We start from the raw sequence: 17,087 nt of genomic DNA, 5'->3' as shown, positions 1-17,087 counted from the left end.
TCTGAAGTAGGGGCCACGCAGTTGTTGGATCGGTTTCCTGCCTTATGCGCAGTCAACACCACATCATCGCCATCCAGAAGCATTGCCGGCGCGACCTTGCTGACAACCCATTGACCACCACCAACCCGGCGACCAACGCCGTGTCGGCGGGCAAGGCCGTTGGTGCCCCGTTCATGGGGGTTGCTGCGACGCGGTACTCAGCGAGGTGCTGCGCCTGCTTCACGGCGGCGACTTGCACAGAACTTGGTCGCTTGCGTATTTCCGCACCGTGCCCCAGTTGCGCGACAAGCCTCAACCCTGGATTCGCCGCAGCGGGAGCGACGCTGCAGCGACACGCCTTTTGACGAGGACGATGCCGCGGCTTCGTTCGCGGCCGGTTAGAAGACCGCCCTCGAAGCCTGCGCCGTAAGCGTCTGGATGGAGCCGAAGAGGCTTTCGCATCAACTAGCGAGTAGGAATACTTCCAACTAGCCCCAATCTTCCGCCGAACGTTTTCGTCCATACGCCGGCCCATATTTACGCAAAGACTGCACGCGAATTGGGACGAATGCGCGAGAACTCCGACGCACAGCTTGCGCCTGTAACGCAGTGTTTCTTGAACGTCAGCGAACGTATGTGAATGAGGGCGATACCTATAGATTTGGCCTCCCTCTCCGCCAGTTTCGTAACCAACTGGTCTTATTGCTATATTTCAGATTCTCTGTTTCTGACCCGAGCCAGCCTGCATTCAACACTGACCTCTGCGTGACCGTTCGGCGATAACCTTTGAGAAAGTCGCGCGTCGCGCCGATTTTCGCCACATCTACGGTGTTTTGCCTGACAATCTGTCTCAGCCGTTGGCGGGCGAACCGTCCGTTTTGAGAGTTCCGGCGGCTGGGTATGGCAGCTGACCTCACTGGGGGACAGCGATGCAACATGGAGGCTTAGTATGACAAGCCCTGAACGTCGCTATTCCCAGCCGAGATCGGCGGGACCGAGTGCAGTTCCCGGTTCCTCTAAGAAGGTTGGCAAGATTCGTCTCGCCACCCGATTCGCCGCTGCCGCGGCAGCAGCGTTCATTTTCGCGACGACAGACCCGGCGGCCGAAGCGGCCCCAGGCACGTGCGAGCAGGCGACCGGGTTCTCGATCTTGCCCTCGCCGTTTGCACCTTGGAAGGGGACGCCGCTGCGCGTCATGATCGTCACCGAAAAGCCGCTCCAGGGTAAGATGTCGCTGGTTGCGCCCGACGGAAGCGTCGCGGCCAACTCGTCTGAGCGGCGCGGCAGTGCGCCGTACTTCTGGTTCGCCGAGGTCGCCGCCCCGGCCGCGGGTACGTGGCACGCTACCCTGACGCTCGACCACCCAACGGCGGACTGCAGTACGATCGCACGCGATATCTCCGTAAGCGCGCGCAAACCAGACCCTCTGCCTATTCCATCCGGCGCCTTTTGGAAGGTGCGTAACAGCTGGGATCGCGCGACGGAATCCTTGTTCTCTGCGTGGATCGAAAAGCTATTTGACGCGCCCCCCGATCAGGATCTGTCTTGGAAAGTCTGGCATGAAATCCTGCACGACCGATCACGCAATTTCCTGTTCAATTATCTAGGCCGCGGTGAAGATAATGTGCGGACGGGCCTTCGCCCCGACTGCGCAGATTTCGTCTACTTTCTGCGCGCCTATTTCGCCTACAAGATGGGGCTACCGTTCGGCTACTCCAATTGCTCACGAGGCGCCAATGGCAAAGCGCCCAAGTGCTACCAGTGGTTCGACATGGAGCATCCCGAGGTCACGCGTCCGCCGCCGCCTCCGGAACAGGAAATTGCGTCTGCTGCGATCACCAATGCCCCACTGCCCGAGCAACCGCCCATCCTTCTGCCCGGGTTTGCCCGGCCGCAGTCGACCGGAACGCCTGCAGCTCCGCCGAAGGTGCGGCCAAAACGGCCGACAACGTTCAGCGAATACCTGCGGGACGTTGGCGACGTCGTGCATACGGGCGCCGCGCGCGTCGGCGCGAGTGACGACAACACCGATTTCTATACTGTCTCACTGACCCAAGAAGCGCTTCGCCCGGGCACGATGTATGCTGACCCCTACGGCCACGTGCTGATGCTCGTGCATCGCGTGATGGAGATGAACGGCAAGCCGGGCGTCTTCCTCGCCGTCGATGCCGAGCCCGACGGCTCGATCACGCGAAAGCGTTTCTGGCGCGGCAATTTCCTGTTCGTGCATGATCCTGCGCTGGGCAGCCCGGGCTTCAAGCACTTTCGGCCGATCGTGCGCAACAAAGGCGGCTCGTTGCGGCGGCTGGTCAACGCCGAAATCACCAACAATCCCGAATACGCCGATTTTTCGCTCGATCAAACAAAGATGAGTGCCGAGGATTTTTACGATCGCATGGATGACGTGATGTCGCCGGAGCCGCTCGATCCCGTGAAAGCGATGACAGACGCCATCGCAAGTCTGAACGAACAGGTGAAGACGCGTGTGACCGCGATCGAAAACGGACGACAATATCAGCAAAAACACGCCGGAGAGGTGGCTATGCCCAATGGCTCCTCGATCTTCGGGACGACGGGAGCATGGGAAGATTACTCCACTCCGGCGCGCGATTTCCGTTTGTTGATCGCGATCGATGTCGTGCGGGGATTTCCCGATCGCGTCATTCGGCGAGCGCCGCGCTATGCGATGCCGAGCGGCAAGAGCACCGCGGACCTCAAAAGCGAATTGCAAGGGGTGCTGGCGTCCGAGCTTGCCTCGCGAAAAATATCCTACATGCGCAGCGATGGCTCGCAATGGACGCTTTCGCTCAAGGAGGTCATCGACCGGGCAGCGCACTTCGAGATGGCCTATAACCCGAACGACTGCGTCGAGGTCAGGTGGGGGGCGCCGGAAGGGAGCGAGGAGGCATCCACGTGCAAGCGGCACGCGCCGCAGGCGCAACGCGCGAAGATGTCGTCGGAGTACCGCACCTGGTTCCACGAGCGGCGTTGGCCGGCGAAAACCTAGATCGCGATGGTGGTGGCGGTCTTCCGGATCGCCACCATAATGATATCGGCTATGAGTGATCCCTCACCTTGCCTATCGCCGTGAGTGTGGACGCAGCATTAAGCCGGCGGGGGTTTGCTTTGCAGGCACTGACTTATTTTGAGGCCGTCACCATCACCACTTATAGGAGAGGCTTCCCGTGATGCGGCGACGGTCGCCGTAGAAGCATGACGTTATAAAGCCGCAGCTTGCGACATACTGGGTGTCGGCAATGTTGACGACGTTGACCGCCGCGCGCCACTGGTTCGCCCATTCGTAGTGAACCGCCAGATCGCCGAGGACCACCGCCGGTACGGAAAGAGTATTCATATTATCTGCAAAAGACGAGCCGACATAGCGCACGCCGCCGCCGAAACCCAGCCCATCCAGCGAGCCCTCGCGGATCGTGTAATCCGTCCATAACGAAGCCACCTGGCGCGGCCTCGAAGTGGGCACCTTACCGATCAAAGTCTGATCAAGATCCTTACTGATGAATAACTCGTAGTTGGTGTAGCTCGCGACCACCTTGAAGTCGCGGGTAATATTGGCAAGGGCCTCCAGCTCAAGGCCGCGCGACGTCACCTCGCCATTCTGGGTCTGGAACAACACGTTATTGGGATCGGTGGTCAGGGCATTTTTGCGCTTCAAGTCGAACAAAGCGACGCCGAACCGCGCGTTGAGGCCCACGGGCTGATACTTCACGCCGACTTCGGTCTGCTCCGCGGTTTCAGGTAACAGCAATCCGCCGGAGGAGTTCAGGCCAATGATCGGATTATAGCTCGTTGAGTATGACGCATAGGGCGCGAGACCATTGTCAAAGTTGTAGATCAGCCCGGCGCGGCCGGTAAATTTGCTATCGTTCCGGCTAGGGCTGGGCCCAAGCCGATTGTTGAAAATCAAGTCCACCCAGTCGTTGCGGCCCGACAAGATCAGCGTGAAACGGTTCCACTTAATCTGGTCTTGCAAGTAGACGCCGAGTTGACCTTGGGTCAAATAACCATCCTGATAAAGCGGGCCGTCGTAGGGTGTGTTAACGCCATAGACCGGATTGAGAACGTTCAGATCCGTGCCGGTTCCGATACCCTGCTTGTCGTCGATCGCATAATGCCTGAGGTTGAGACCCATCAGCGCGGTATGCTGGAACTCGCCCGTGGCGAAGCGATACTCGAACTGATTGTCCATATTGAGCTGAGTCGCTTTCGAGGCCGCAAGGAAGTTACCCCGCATAATGTTAGCGTCGGCCGCAGTGGTGGCCCAGCCTTGGCCGAACATTCCCGTGTAATTCACCTCGACATGGGCAGCGCGCGCGTTCTGGCGGAACGTCGCATTGTCCGTGAGATGCTTTTCGAATTGGTAACTGACCATTTGTTGGGTGCGCGTATAACGGTCAGCCGAGGGATCGCCGGTGAAAAGGCTGGTCGGTATCCGGCCGAACGGAGCATTGGTCACGGTGCCTTCATACGGCAGGAAATTCGGTGCTCTGGTCCGGTTGTGGGACGCCATCGCGAAGACCGTCAATCGCGTGTCCACATCGGGCATCCAGGTCACGGACGGCGCAATGAAATAGTTGTCATTATTGACGAAGTTCGTTTGCGTACCACCGCCCTGAACCTGGCCGACGACTCTGTAGAGCAACTTGCCGTTGCCCGGCTGCATCTCGACAGGACCGCCGAAGTCGAACTGCGTGTAAGCGTTGCCGAAATTATTGACGCCGGCTTCGATATAGCGAATGGGCTCCCCTGGGGGCAGCTTGCTCACGGCATTGACCAGTCCGCCCGGCGCCGATCCACCGTAGAGAGAGGCCGACGGGCCGCGAAGCACCTCGACACGCTCGATATTGAATGGCTGCAGTTTAAAGCCGGCGAACGCAAAATAGAAAAGGTTCATGCCGTCGAGAAAAAGTGAGTCCTGTTGGGCGTCAAAACCACGGATCATGAACCAGTCGTCGCGAAAATCCGTCCCAAAGGTCCCGGCAACGACACCCGGCGTATAGCGCAGGGTATCATCGAATTTTGAAACCAGCTTCTGATCGCGAATCTGCTCCGCGCCTATGACCGAGATCGACTGTGGCGTCTCAATCAGCGGCGTGTTGGTTTTGGTTGCCGTGACGCTTCGGTTCGCGACGTAACCTTGAACCGGACCCGTGGCACTCTCACCCTGCACATCGATGGTGTCGAGGGCGATCGCGCCAGCCGGCGCGGCGCCGCCGCCACCGCCACCGCCACCGCCACTCACTGCCTGCTGCGAGATCGCAACCGTAGTGGCATTGGTGAAGTGGTAGCTCAGGCCGGTGCCCTGAAGAATGCGAGCGAGCGCTTGTTCAGGCGTGGCCGAACCTGAGATACCCGGCGACGTCTTTCCGGTCCCAATGCTGGTCAGATAGGTCACTTGCAGGCCGGCCTGTCGACCAAATGCCGTCAGTGCGCGATTGAGCGGGCCAGCCGGCACATTGAACGAAGCCTGCGCCGCGTTCTGGGCATAAGCATCGCGGTCCGTCACGACGCCGGCGACAATCGCCGTGCTCATCATCAGCGCTGCGGCCAACACCCTGCTTCTGTTGGTCCTGCCAGAAAACGTCCGAGCCTTGTAACCCATAAGTCCCACCCCAAATTCGTCTCGTGAAGGGGCCTGCGGTTGCCTGAACGCTCGGACGACGCCAACCCCTGTAGCTGATACAATCGGGGCCGGGATTTTTTTACGTATCCACGAAGTTATTTTTAGATGGGCGAAATCACGGTCAGGAAGGACGAAACCTGCCGTATATGAGCGCCAGCCGGATGCACGACAGCCTCGAGCGCCCGTTTAGGATTATTCAAATCAAAAATGCCGCTGACCCGCTGAGAACCGATAAAGGGATCGGCCATCACAATCCGCCCCGGAATCCAGCGGCCGATGCGCGCCACCAACGCCGAGACTGCTTCCTTCTCGGCGACGATAAGGTTGTCGCGCCATGACGCGATCTGACTCGCTTCGCGCGATCCGCGCTCGATGGCATGGGTGGCGCTGTCGATCGTCACCCACTCCCCGGCCGTGAGCTTCGTGCCCGCCGCGATCGTCGAACCTGGCGCCTGCGCTTCGACGACGCCATGATCAACCGAGACCGAGAGCATGCCGGCATCGTTGGCAACATCGAAGGCCGTCCCTAGCGCCGTCGCCGTCAGCTTGGCAGCCTGAACGGTAAAGGCGCGCTGCGAATCGGATGCGACCTCGAAGAACGACATGCCAGCCAGAAGCTGAACGCGGCGCAGTTGGGCCGTAAAGTCCAAGGCAATGGCACTATCCGGCCCGAGCGTCGCGACGCTTCCGTCCGGAAGATTGACGCTGCGGATTTCACCCTTTGCAGTGACATGGTCGGCCCGGCTGAGAAGCAAGGCACGGGGAAGAATGGAATAGCTGGCGCCGACGGCTCCAACGCCGATGAGGCCGCCGATCACGAAATTTCGGCGCGTCAATCCCAGTTTTTCGCGACGTTCCGCATTGCGACGCCGGGTCAGAACCTTGCCGCTGGCGCCGTGGACCTTGGCTACCCGCGCCCAGATGCGCTCATGCTCGGCGCTGCGCGCACGCCAGACCCGCACCATCTCGGTCGCAACCGGATTGCCCGGGTCATTCTGCAAGCGGATGACGAGGTCGATCGCTTCATCCGTGAGCCGATTTTGATCTAGCCCAGGCTGGCTCATTCATATCCCTTCGATAGGCGCCGACCACAGGTCGAACATCGCGCCTACCCATAACTTATACAAACGAGCAGTGTCGAATTTCACACAGCAGACAAATTAAAGCCTCAGAAATCGTCCACCCGCGTCAGGATATGCTGGTAGGCGTTCCGGATCAGAACCCAGGCCCGTGAAGCCGACACGTTCAACTCATCCGCGACTTCCTGGATCGTGTGCTCGCCCAGCCGATGCATCTCAAAGGCCCTGCGCGTGCGCTCGGGAAGCTCCGCCAGCGCTCGCCGTGTCTGGGTGAGGCACTGGCGCGAATAAACGACGGCCTCCGCCGTGGGCGCAGGATCGGCGACGGCGGCAGCCTCGTCGAGATCAGTCGTCTGGATCAAACTCTCCCGACGGTGATGGTTGACGCTAAGACTACGCGAGACCTGATAGAGATAGGCCCGAGGATTGTGTTTGGTGCAGACTGCCGCAGGAGGCGACGCCAGCACCCGTAGAAAAGTATCCTGCGTGATGTCGGCGGCCGTCTCGGCATTGTGCCCGCGACGACGGAGGAAGCGATTGATTTCGCGAGCATGCCGGACGAACAGGTTGTGAAAATCCCAGCTCATAGGCGCCCCGCGGACCAACCTGTGCATCGTCGGCGCGCAGATTCAGCCGGTGACAGCAACCGCAGATGCACGGAACCGAGAGCGAAAAGAACCATGATGCTAAGGCCAAGGTTTAGATGCCGACACGACGTCATCGTCGCGCGATGGGCCTCCAATCGTTATTGCGTCCATAATTCTTCTGCAACCGCAATGATTTATATCCATTCTAAAAACTGTCTCGAGCCAAACGCTCGCGATTGATCCTTAAGTTATGAACTGGCCCCTCTGGAAGGTGATCCGCCCCTTGAATCGCGGAAGGGATTTGCCGCCTGAAAGGCACCCGACAATCTTGCTTCCGATTTCACAGCTAGTTCGAACTAGAATGTTGCATCAAGCTTCTATCGACACCCAAGTGGCATCGCTAAAGCAGCTCCATCCTAAAAATCGATTGCTGCACTTTGAGCGATTCGCCTAAGTTGTCCAAAGTTGATCTCCGGTTGTGATCGTTTGATCGTTCTCACTCTGTATTGGGGTTGGCGATGCGCTACGACTTGAAAGCGACGTTGGTCGCGGGCGGGATGTTGTTGTCGTTTGGCGGATCCGCCCTAGCCGCTGAAGGCGGAGTCGGAGCCTATCTGTTAGGTGGGAAGGGCCCAATGGCCGGCTTCACACCACCGGAAGGGCTCTATTTCCAGGACGATATGTACTTCTATACTGGCAAGATCGGCGCGGGCCGTGCGCTTCCGACTGGCGGTCTGCTGACAGCCGGCATCAGCGCGCAAAGTTGGCTCAACCTTCCGACGCTGATCTGGGTGACGCCAGCAAAGGTTCTCGGCGGCGACCTTGCCGTTTCAGTCACCACGCCGTTCGGTGAACCGCGCATCAATGCGAATCTGCTGGTGAATTCTCCCCGGTTCGGGCCCATCGGGCGAAACGTAACCGATGCCGAATTCAACATGAGCGACATTTTCGTCAACTCGTTCGTCGGCTGGCACGCTGGCAAACTCCATTGGCAGCTTGGCGTTGCAGGCATTATCCCGTCCGGAAGCTATGTTACCGGTCAACTTTCAAACGCCTCCCTCAATCGGCCGGCGGTGGACGTATCCGGTGCGCTGACGTGGCTTGATCCAGCTACGGGGGTCGACCTTTCCGCGGCCGCGGGATTCACCTTCAATCAACCCAACACAGCAACCGACTACAAAACTGGCAATGAATTCCATCTCGAATGGGCAGCGTCGAAATCCCTCAACAAGGACATCTCCATCGGACTCGTCGGCTATTACTATCAGCAGCTCACCGATGATACCGGAACGGGTGCTGTACTTGGTCCTTTTAGAGGCCGAGTGGCGGCACTCGGTGGCACGATTGGATACAATTTCGAGGTTGGAAAACTTCCAATTTCAACGCGTCTCAAGGTGTACCGCGAATTCGATGTGCAGAACCGCATGGAGGGAACGGCGGGATACCTCACCGTATCGCTCCCGATCCACGTAGGCTCACCCTCAGTGCCTTCCGCGACCGCGATCAGAACCAAATACTGACATCGCCCATCGTCATCTGCGCAGCTAAACCGTTTCGCTCTCGTTGACGTCATGACGCTGCAGGTGTCGGAATAAATACTGTACCTGTCCGCCGTCCGGGAAGCAGCGCGGACAACTCGCATCAAATTTTCTCCCCATCGTCCAAGCGGACGAAAGCCGATTTTTAACGAGCGTGCGGCACCGCGCTACGTTTGCAAAAACCACCCATGACATCCCTAAGGAATTACGTTAAACTGTGCTGTAACTGTTTGACTTGAAGTCATTGCCAAACGACCGCGGACGTTCTTTCAGCGAACACTAAAGACAACAAGGCTGACACGTCCGTTCGTCGGTGGTCCTGGAACACGAGAAGTGGTGGGCCTGATGTCGCTGTGTGGATTTAAAGTTGTCCGTGCTGCATTATCATCGTTCTCGCCAGTGAAATTTTTGCCTGCATCTGCAGCGCCCTCGCCTGGGATGTGCTGGCACTACACGGACTCCTCCCGCAGGCAGCGCTTCTGGGATTGTTGCCCCCGATAACCTTGGAGCAGCGGGGGCAACACCATGGCGCAGGCCGATGTTCAGAAACCCGGGCGAGCCAGCGCGTCATTGAATGAGATGGTCTGGCTTCCCGGCGGCACGTTCCGCATGGGCTCCGACCGTCACTATCCCGAAGAAGCGCCCAGCCATCGCGTGACGGTTGATGGCTTCTGGATCGACAAAACAACTGTCACGAACCGGCAGTTCAAACAGTTTGTGAAAGCGACCGGCCATGTCACCGTCGCGGAGGTGCCGCCGGATCCCAAGGACTATCCAGGCGCTCGCCCAGAGATGATTTACGCGGGATCGCTTGTTTTCTGTCCACCCGCGCGCCTAGCCAATCTCCGCGACTGGAGCCAGTGGTGGACGTTCATGAAGGGCGCCGACTGGCGGCATCCTTATGGACCGAAGAGCAACATCAACGTGCAGGACCATCATCCGGTGGTCCACGTCGCTTATGCCGACGCGCTGGCTTATGCAACTTGGGCCGGCAAGGAACTGCCGACCGAGGCAGAATGGGAGTTTGCAGCGCGCGGCGGACTCGAGGGGATGGAATTTGCGTGGGGAAATGAATTCACGCCGAACGGCCACCACATGGCCAACACCTGGCAGGGCGAATTCCCGCGGCAGAACTTGAATGAAGACGGCTACGAACGTACTTCGCCGGTGACGGCGTTTCCGCCGAATGGTTACGGTCTGCACGACATGATCGGTAATGTGTGGGAGTGGACCAGTGACTGGTACACCACGAAGCATGAAGCCGATGCGCCCAAGGCATGCTGCATCCCCGCGAACCCGCGCGGCGGCAGAGAGGACGCGAGTTACGATCCCTGCCAGCCAAGCATCAAAATCCCTCGCAAAGTCCTCAAAGGCGGCTCGCACCTCTGCGCGCCGAACTATTGCCGCCGCTACCGTCCGGCCGCGCGTCACGCCGAACCGGTCGATACGTCGACCAGCCATGTCGGATTTCGCTGTGTGACAAGGAAACTCGCTTCGCAATGACCTTCAACTTCCTCGTGAAGAACGGAGTGTGCAATGACGAGCAGTACGAACGACCAAGACAAACCCGCAGCTCCATCGAACAAGGCCGACAATCACGCTCTCAGTCGCCGGAATATCCTGCTGGGCTCGTTCTCTGAGCAACGCATGCAAGGCACCATGGGTCTGTGGACCGAACCGTTCACGACGCTTCGATTGCAAAAAATCTTCAACCTGTTTCAGGACCCATTCGAGCGCGCAGACTTCACATCCAACACCTTCTGGGATTGGCAACTCGATCACGTCGGCTTCATGTACGGCGTCATGGATGAGGTTTTTCAGTTTGCGGCGTCGTTCAAGGACTTTCCGCCGCGCTCATTCCCGCCGAGCGTCAATCCAGCGAACATCCTGGAAAGCGAGATGGATGGCATCAAACGCAGGGAGTCGTTCAAGAAGAACTTCGACCTCGACCGCATTCGCGGCGGGTTGAACAGGATAATCGACGAGCAAATTCAGCAACGCGGGGTCAAATAGGCGCGTCGCCACACCGCGCGTCATCCGGCTCGTCCACGAGCGAGCCGGATTGGTTCAACCTCTTCCCTCTCAAACCTGTGTGAGGACTGCTATGGTTGCGTCCCTTGCGACCGTCGTTCGGAGCGCCGTCTTCGTTGTTCTGATGGGGTTCTGTTGCGTCATCCTTCCGTATTCCAACGCCCTCGCACAGAATGACCCGCTGCCGTCCTGGAATAGCGGCGCGGTCAGGACATCAATCACCGATTTCGTCGCGCGGGTCTCGACACCAGGCGGCGCGGATTTCGTACCTCCGGCCGAGCGTATCGCCGTTTTCGACAATGACGGCACGTTATGGTGCGAGCAGCCGATCTATTTTCAAGCCGCCTTCGCGCTCGACCGCGTCAAGGCGATGGCGCCACATCATCCGGAATGGAAAGGCCGGCAGCCGTTCAAGGCGTTCCTCTCCGGTGACAAGAAGGCGCTCGCCGAGCAAGGCGAGAAAGGCCTGCTGACGCTGGTGACCGCGGCGCATAGCGGCATGACGACGGATGAATTCGCAAAGTCGGTCGCCGACTGGCTCGCAACCGCGAAACATCCCCGCTTCAACAGACCCTATAACGAGCTCGTCTATCAGCCGATGGTCGAACTGCTGGCCTATCTGCGAACCAACGGCTTCAAGACGTTTATCGTGTCGGGTGGCGGCGTCGAGTTCATGCGGGTGTGGGCGGAAAAGGCCTACGGCATTCCGCCCGAGCAAGTGGTCGGCTCGTCCGGCGTCACAAAATATCAGTTAGACACCGCGGGCAAGCCGTCGTTGCTGAAGACGGCCAAGATCCAATTCATCGACGATGGGCCGGGCAAGCCCGTCGGGATCAACATGATGATCGGCCGGCGCCCGATTCTCGCCTTCGGTAATTCGGACGGCGACCATCAGATGCTGCAATGGACCATGGCGGGAAGCGGGGCGCGCTTTGCCGGGATCGTGCACCACACCGATGCGGCGCGTGAATATGCCTACGACCACCCGTCGAAGGTCGGGCAGCTCGACGAGGCTTGGGAGGAGGCGAAGGCCAAAGGCTGGACTGTCGTCGATATGAAGCAGGACTGGAACAAGGTTTTCGCATTCGAGCCGTAGCCAGCAATGCAAGTCGCGGGCTGCAGGAAATGAGGTCATGATCATCGGCACGCACTTTGCCAAATGGGGCCTCGGCCTCTTCATCCTTGAAGTATTCCTGACGTTCGGAATCATCGCGCACGACGGTTCTATCGATGTTTATTTCGGACCGCACGCTCCAGCCGGCAAGGACGCGAACTGGGTGTCGACCGATCCATCACGCAAGTTCGAGTTGATGGCCCGCTTCTACGGGCCGAAACCGGAATTCTTCGAAAAGATAATGAGTGCTGCCGGATGTCGAGAAGATTGCCGCGCAGTAAACAATCTGGAGAATCCACCATGACCACGAACGCACATCCTGATCGCAGGAAGATATTGCTTGCCGGACCGACGCTTGCAATCACTTCGAGCGTTGCCAGCACTACCGTATCGCGCGCACGCGCCGAGAGGTCGTCGCTCAATCCGCAGCCGCTACCTCCTTCACCGGAATGGGCGCGCGCGCAGCCGCCCGGGCCGGACACCAGCGTGACGATCACCGAGGCCTATGCGGCGATGGTGGCGCGCGATGCCTATTTCTGGGCGTGGCCGCTGGTCAACATCTTCAACCGGCGGCAGGCCTTCAAGGATACGCCTTCGATGCATTCGACGATGGCGGGGAAAATCCATGGGATTGAATCCATCACCGAACATGCGTGTCCCTCTCAAGTATGTTTCCGAGGATGTCGATCCGCACGGCAATGTGCGGTGTTACGTTCGCGCACCCGGAAAGCGAAAGGTACGTATTCGTGCTTTGCCTGGCACCCCCGAATTTATGGAAGAATATCAGGCGGCGATCGCGACCTCTGCCGACGCGCCTTTGCGGCAGGCCAATGAGTCTAAAAAGGGTTCGTTTCGCTATCTCTGCATCCGCTACTATGCAAGCACGCCCTACAAGGCGTTGGATATCAAAACGCGCAGTTGGCAGCGGCGGGCGCTCGACGAGGTTGCGGGCGAACATGGAGCTAAACCCGTCGCGATGATGCAGGCTCGCCATGTGCGTAGACTTCGCGATGCAAAGGAGGCTACTCCGGCCGCCGCAAATCAGCTTATGAAAGCTCTGCGATCTTTATTCTCTTGGGCCAACGAGGCCGAGGAAACGACGGTCAATCCGATGATCGGTGTGAAAAAATTGAAATATCGATCGGACGGGCACCACACTTGGACCGACGACGAGATTCAACAGTACTACAAGCGGCACCAGATCGGAACAAAAGCGCGACTCGCGCTCGATTTGCTCCGCTACACGACGGGCCGGCGCGAGGATGCGCCGCGCCTTGGCCGGCAACATGTACGCGCCGGCCGCGTGCGCTTCCGCCAAGCAAAGAACGAGCACCGCAATCCTATAGACATCGATATCCCATTGCACCCGGCGCTTGCCGACAGCATCGCGGCGGCGCAGGTGAGTAAAAACATGACGTTCTTACTCACGGAATTCGGTAAGCCGTTCACAGCGAACGGATTCGGAAACAAGTTCAAGGATTGGTGCCGACAGGCCGACCTTCCGCATTGCTCGGCGCACGGCGTTCGAAAAGCGACTTCGGCGGCACTCGCCGAGGCCGGCGCGACGCCGCACGAGATCATGGCGGTGACAGGCCACCAAAGCATAAAAGAAGTGGATCGTTATACAAAGGCGGCAAACCGTGGGAAGTCGGCGGATGCGGCAATGCGGAAGTTGAAATGAAAAACTTCGCGGTTTAAGCGGCCTGCTTCTGAAATGATTGCTGATGATGGTATCAATGAAGAAAGATCAAAACGATCCGATAGGGATACTAAAATCACTCTGGACGAAGAACGCGAATGGAGTCTGGGCTCTACATGGCATGAAGGGAATCGACTTAAAGCCACGCGAGGGCTTTGAGGCCAATTATTTCAAAATTAAAGACGAAATGCTCTTGCTCACGGATCGGCCGGGGCCGGTAATGCAAGATTTCTTCGCAACATTTGGCCTGACTGAATATTTAATTCGACAAAGCATCGTTCCAATCGTCGCTTGGAACGATGGCGATCATGGGATGCGCTGTATTGGAACCGGCTTTTTCATAAGCGCCTCTGGCCTTCTACTGACAGCAGCTCATGTCATCAGGGACCCAATAGATGACAGCTACGCCGAGCATACCAAAATCGGCGATAACGCTTTTAGGTTCGACAAGTCGTTGCATATGGGAGCGTTGCTTCCTGCCAATCCAGCCATGAGAAACTGCCCTCCTGATATATTCAACGTGCCAGATGAAATGCGCGCCGCAAACTCATTCATTGCGCCCATCGAATGGGCCTATCATTGGGGACAAGAAGTCATCGGACCTTTGTTTCACATGAAGCCAGAGTACAAACTCGATCTCGACATCGCGGTTTGCAAGCTCTCCGAAAATCAAGTTGGGGACTCATACCAACCGCTCAACATCAGTCAGCATAATTTAAAAATCGGCGATCGCGCAGTCGCAATCGGGTACGCCGAGATGAAGAATATCCAGTTTCGCGAGATCGCGACTTATCAGCCGTCATTAGTGGTGTCGGTAGGCTCCGTTACGAACATCTATCCAGATAATATCACAAAGAAGGAAGCGACAACGCCGGGGCCATGCTTTGAATTCGACGCCAAAATACCTGGAAAGATGAGCGGCGCGCCAATCCTTGTTGGGTCGGGCATTATCACCAAAGGAGTCGTTAGCCGAAGCTGGCAAGATGAAAAACGCGCGAGCGGCGGTCTGATAGCTCCGATGATGGGTTTGCCTTTGGCAAACGGAAAAAGCCTTCTCCAAACGATACGGGATGGAAACGAGGGAATGGCTCAAATGATGGGAAGTGACCTTTGATCATGTGCCGCGAAGAACGGTTGATGATCAAACACTGTCCCACCACAAAGCGAAGTGGGACAAATCGCAAAAAATTACGAGTTAATTCAATGCCAAATTCTAGCAATGGCGTCCCGGAAGGGAGTCGAACCCCTGACCCCAGGTTTAGGAAACCTGTGCTCTATCCAGCTGAGCTACCGGGACTGTACGCCGAACCCTGCCACTTATCCGGCACATCAGCGCCTCGGGCAAGCCGAATCGTATTGCCGATTCAAGAGGCTGGTGCCGTCGCGCGACCCACCCCAACCGGACCGGATGTCTCGCCAACATGCACTACCGGTACGGCTCGCCATTTCATAAGGAAGGCGTCCTAAAAAGAACACGGCGACCTGTTGCGCTCGTCGAGCGCTTTTCCCAGGATCCGCCATTCATCCCCCCAGCCACTCTCGTTTCGCTTGCAGAATGAAGCGGCAGCCTCTTCTCGTCCGCCAAAAATGCCTTGTGACTGTCATATGGCAATCTTATCTTTTTTGCCGCGGGGCTGGATCGCAACAGGAGATGATCATGGGTTTGCTCGACGTCCTCAACGGAATGCAGAACGGCCCGCGCGGTCCAAGCGAGCCCAATAAGGAAAGCGAAAGCAGCGGCATGTCGCCGCTAACAATGGCGATCCTCGCTGTGCTGGGCTACAAGGCGCTGAAACATCTCACCGGATCTGGAGGCAGCCCGTCCGCGCCGCCGGCTCCCGCGCCCAGAAGCACGATCAATGCGGGCCCACCCGGAGGCACGGTCAATGCTGGTCTGCCCGGCAGCGGAGGCGGCCTTAGTGACCTGCTCAAGGGCGGGCTTGGTGGTCTGCTGGCGGGCGGTGCGGCCGGAAGTATTCTGAGCGGCGGTCTCGGCGACCTGCTGAACCAGCTTCAGAACAAAGGCCATGGCGAGACTGCAAATTCCTGGGTTAGTCCGGGGCCGAACAAGCAGATCGCGCCACGCGACCTCGCCGACGCGCTGGGCGCCGACCAGATCAACACCCTGGCAGCGCAGACCGGCCTGTCCCGGCAAGAGTTGCTCGTCGGCTTGAGTCAGCACCTGCCCGAGGTCGTGAACCATCTGACGCCCGACGGGCGCCTTCCGACCGAGAATGAGCTATCACGGATGCTTTGATGAAATTGCCTACCCACTACAGGATCAGCCTCCTGAACCGGCCGATCGCGCGGAGACTTCAATGTCACGATATCATTCTGAGGAAGGACTTTCATCATGAGCGGCATTCTCTGGATCATTCTGGTCGGCTTTATCGCCGGCGTTATCGCAAAGTTCTTATCGCCCGGCCCGAACAATCCGAGCGGATTCATCCTCACCACGGCGCTCGGCATTGGCGGTGCGTTCCTAGCCACCTTCATCGGGCAGTCAATCGGTCACTACAGCCCCGATCAGGGCGCAGGCTTCATCACCTCAACCATCGGTGCGATTGTGGTGCTGTTCATCTGGAACAGGTTGGTCGCGCGCGGCGCGATTTCCGGTCCTGGATCGAAATAGCAACCTCGTCCTCGGGTAACGTCTTGAGGCGCGGTCAGGCCACGGCCAAGCCTTCTGGCATGTGCAATATTCTGCTCGGATTGGTGGTCTGTGGAATGTTGTTCAGCGCAGCGCCGACACTCGCCGACGGTTGCCAACCGGTCATTCAGAATGACGGCGTCGTGAACGCCGTCATTGACCCGCGGACGCTCCGTCTCGATGATGGCCGTGAGGTGCGCCTCGCAGGCGTCGAAGTGGTCGCGGGGGAGGCCGCCAATCGCCAGCCAGCACTCGCAGGGCTGATCGGTCGGCGCGTGACCCTGCGCGGAGAGCGCGACGATCCGGATCGCTATGGCCGGCAAACCGCCTTCATATATCTTGGGCCATCCGCCAGTTCGGTCCAAAGCGATCTTCTGGCACGCGGCGACGCACTTGTGTCTGCCGACGTCACCGACAGGGCGTGCGCGGCGGAACTTACGGCTGCGGAAACGGCGGCGCGACAGGCCCGACGTGGAACCTGGGCAGAATCGTCCGTGGTCAAAAACGCCGAACGTCCGGGCGATATTTTGGCGCGTATTGGACAGTTCACCATCGTGGAAGGCTACGTCCGGTCTGTCAGGCAGGCCGGCGGCACTATATATCTCAACTTCGGCCCACGCTGGACACGAGACTTTGCTGCGACTATTTCAAGGCGCATACTGCCATCCTTCGAGGCGGCAGGCGTAGTGCCGACGTCTTTCGAGCATCGGCGGGTTCGGGGTCCGCGGCTGGGTCGAACGGCGGGGAGGACCGCGGATTGAGGTGCTCC

The 17,087-nt window shown here is 58.5% G+C and carries 14 protein-coding genes, 1 tRNA gene and 1 pseudogene; 12 read left to right on the top strand and 4 right to left on the bottom strand.

Features of this window, described 5'->3' with window-relative positions:
- Positions 1–928: 928 nt before the first annotated feature.
- Positions 929–2,986, top strand: coding sequence for a hypothetical protein (locus tag ACM561_RS02375; protein WP_425907756.1), 2,058 nt, complete (start codon positions 929–931; stop codon positions 2,984–2,986).
- A gap of 153 nt (positions 2,987–3,139) precedes the next feature.
- Here the strand turns inward: ACM561_RS02375 and ACM561_RS02370 are convergent, their stop codons facing one another.
- The 3 genes from ACM561_RS02370 to ACM561_RS02360 form a co-directional block, all read right to left on the bottom strand.
- Positions 3,140–5,548, bottom strand: a complete 2,409-nt coding sequence (locus ACM561_RS02370) for a TonB-dependent siderophore receptor (RefSeq protein ID WP_425907754.1) — start codon at positions 5,546–5,548, stop codon at positions 3,140–3,142.
- 173 nt (positions 5,549–5,721) lie between these two features.
- Positions 5,722–6,684: a FecR family protein gene (locus ACM561_RS02365; RefSeq protein ID WP_425907753.1), complete on the bottom strand. Its 963-nt coding sequence runs from the start codon at positions 6,682–6,684 to the stop codon at positions 5,722–5,724.
- 104 nt (positions 6,685–6,788) lie between these two features.
- Positions 6,789–7,286 (bottom strand): sigma-70 family RNA polymerase sigma factor, encoded by a 498-nt coding sequence (locus tag ACM561_RS02360; RefSeq protein ID WP_425907751.1) that lies wholly within the window; start codon positions 7,284–7,286, stop codon positions 6,789–6,791.
- Positions 7,287–7,921: 635 nt separating this feature from the next.
- On the opposite strand from ACM561_RS02360, the gene ACM561_RS02355 reads away from it, so the two are divergent.
- From ACM561_RS02355 to ACM561_RS02320, 8 genes and pseudogenes are all read left to right on the top strand, one after another.
- A complete protein-coding gene (locus ACM561_RS02355; RefSeq protein WP_425907749.1) occupies positions 7,922–8,806 on the top strand; it encodes a SphA family protein in 885 nt (294 codons plus the stop codon).
- Between the two features lie 543 nt (positions 8,807–9,349).
- Complete coding sequence (locus ACM561_RS02350; RefSeq protein WP_425907747.1) at positions 9,350–10,327, top strand: formylglycine-generating enzyme family protein; 978 nt, start codon at positions 9,350–9,352, stop codon at positions 10,325–10,327.
- 33 nt (positions 10,328–10,360) lie between these two features.
- Positions 10,361–10,837, top strand: a complete 477-nt coding sequence (locus ACM561_RS02345) for a hypothetical protein (RefSeq protein ID WP_425907746.1) — start codon at positions 10,361–10,363, stop codon at positions 10,835–10,837.
- A gap of 142 nt (positions 10,838–10,979) precedes the next feature.
- Complete coding sequence (locus ACM561_RS02340) at positions 10,980–11,951, top strand: HAD family hydrolase (protein ID WP_425909614.1); 972 nt, start codon at positions 10,980–10,982, stop codon at positions 11,949–11,951.
- 121 nt (positions 11,952–12,072) lie between these two features.
- Positions 12,073–12,250: pseudogene (locus tag ACM561_RS02335) on the top strand (DUF1214 domain-containing protein); the annotation flags it as partial.
- 19 nt (positions 12,251–12,269) lie between these two features.
- A complete protein-coding gene (locus ACM561_RS02330) occupies positions 12,270–12,803 on the top strand; it encodes a hypothetical protein (protein ID WP_425907744.1) in 534 nt (177 codons plus the stop codon).
- Positions 12,742–13,650, top strand: coding sequence for a tyrosine-type recombinase/integrase (locus ACM561_RS02325; RefSeq protein WP_425907742.1), 909 nt, complete (start codon positions 12,742–12,744; stop codon positions 13,648–13,650). The genes ACM561_RS02330 and ACM561_RS02325 overlap by 62 nt, the downstream gene beginning before the upstream one ends.
- A 55-nt stretch (positions 13,651–13,705) precedes the next feature.
- On the top strand, positions 13,706–14,782 hold the full coding sequence (locus tag ACM561_RS02320) for a S1 family peptidase (protein ID WP_425907740.1): 1,077 nt from the start codon (positions 13,706–13,708) through the stop codon (positions 14,780–14,782).
- Positions 14,783–14,888: 106 nt separating this feature from the next.
- On the opposite strand, the gene ACM561_RS02315 is transcribed toward ACM561_RS02320, so the two are convergent.
- A tRNA-Arg gene (locus ACM561_RS02315) sits at positions 14,889–14,965 on the bottom strand.
- A 360-nt stretch (positions 14,966–15,325) separates the two neighbouring features.
- Here ACM561_RS02315 and ACM561_RS02310 point away from each other — a divergent pair.
- The 3 genes from ACM561_RS02310 to ACM561_RS02300 all read left to right on the top strand — a co-directional run bounded on the left by ACM561_RS02310 (position 15,326) and on the right by ACM561_RS02300 (position 17,079).
- The gene (locus tag ACM561_RS02310; protein WP_425907739.1) at positions 15,326–15,925 is read left to right on the top strand and encodes a YidB family protein; all 600 of its coding nucleotides are present in this window, start codon (positions 15,326–15,328) and stop codon (positions 15,923–15,925) included.
- 96 nt (positions 15,926–16,021) lie between these two features.
- Positions 16,022–16,300: a GlsB/YeaQ/YmgE family stress response membrane protein gene (locus ACM561_RS02305; RefSeq protein WP_079445484.1), complete on the top strand. Its 279-nt coding sequence runs from the start codon at positions 16,022–16,024 to the stop codon at positions 16,298–16,300.
- A gap of 59 nt (positions 16,301–16,359) precedes the next feature.
- On the top strand, positions 16,360–17,079 hold the full coding sequence (locus ACM561_RS02300; protein ID WP_425907737.1) for a thermonuclease family protein: 720 nt from the start codon (positions 16,360–16,362) through the stop codon (positions 17,077–17,079).
- Positions 17,080–17,087: the final 8 nt, after the last annotated feature.

This window comes from Nitrobacter sp. TKz-YC02, from assembly GCF_049852135.1.
Lineage (GTDB): Bacteria > Pseudomonadota > Alphaproteobacteria > Rhizobiales > Xanthobacteraceae > Nitrobacter > Nitrobacter vulgaris.
The sequence above is the reverse complement of the archived record's forward strand: the minus strand, read 5'-3'. Positions and strand labels throughout refer to the sequence as shown.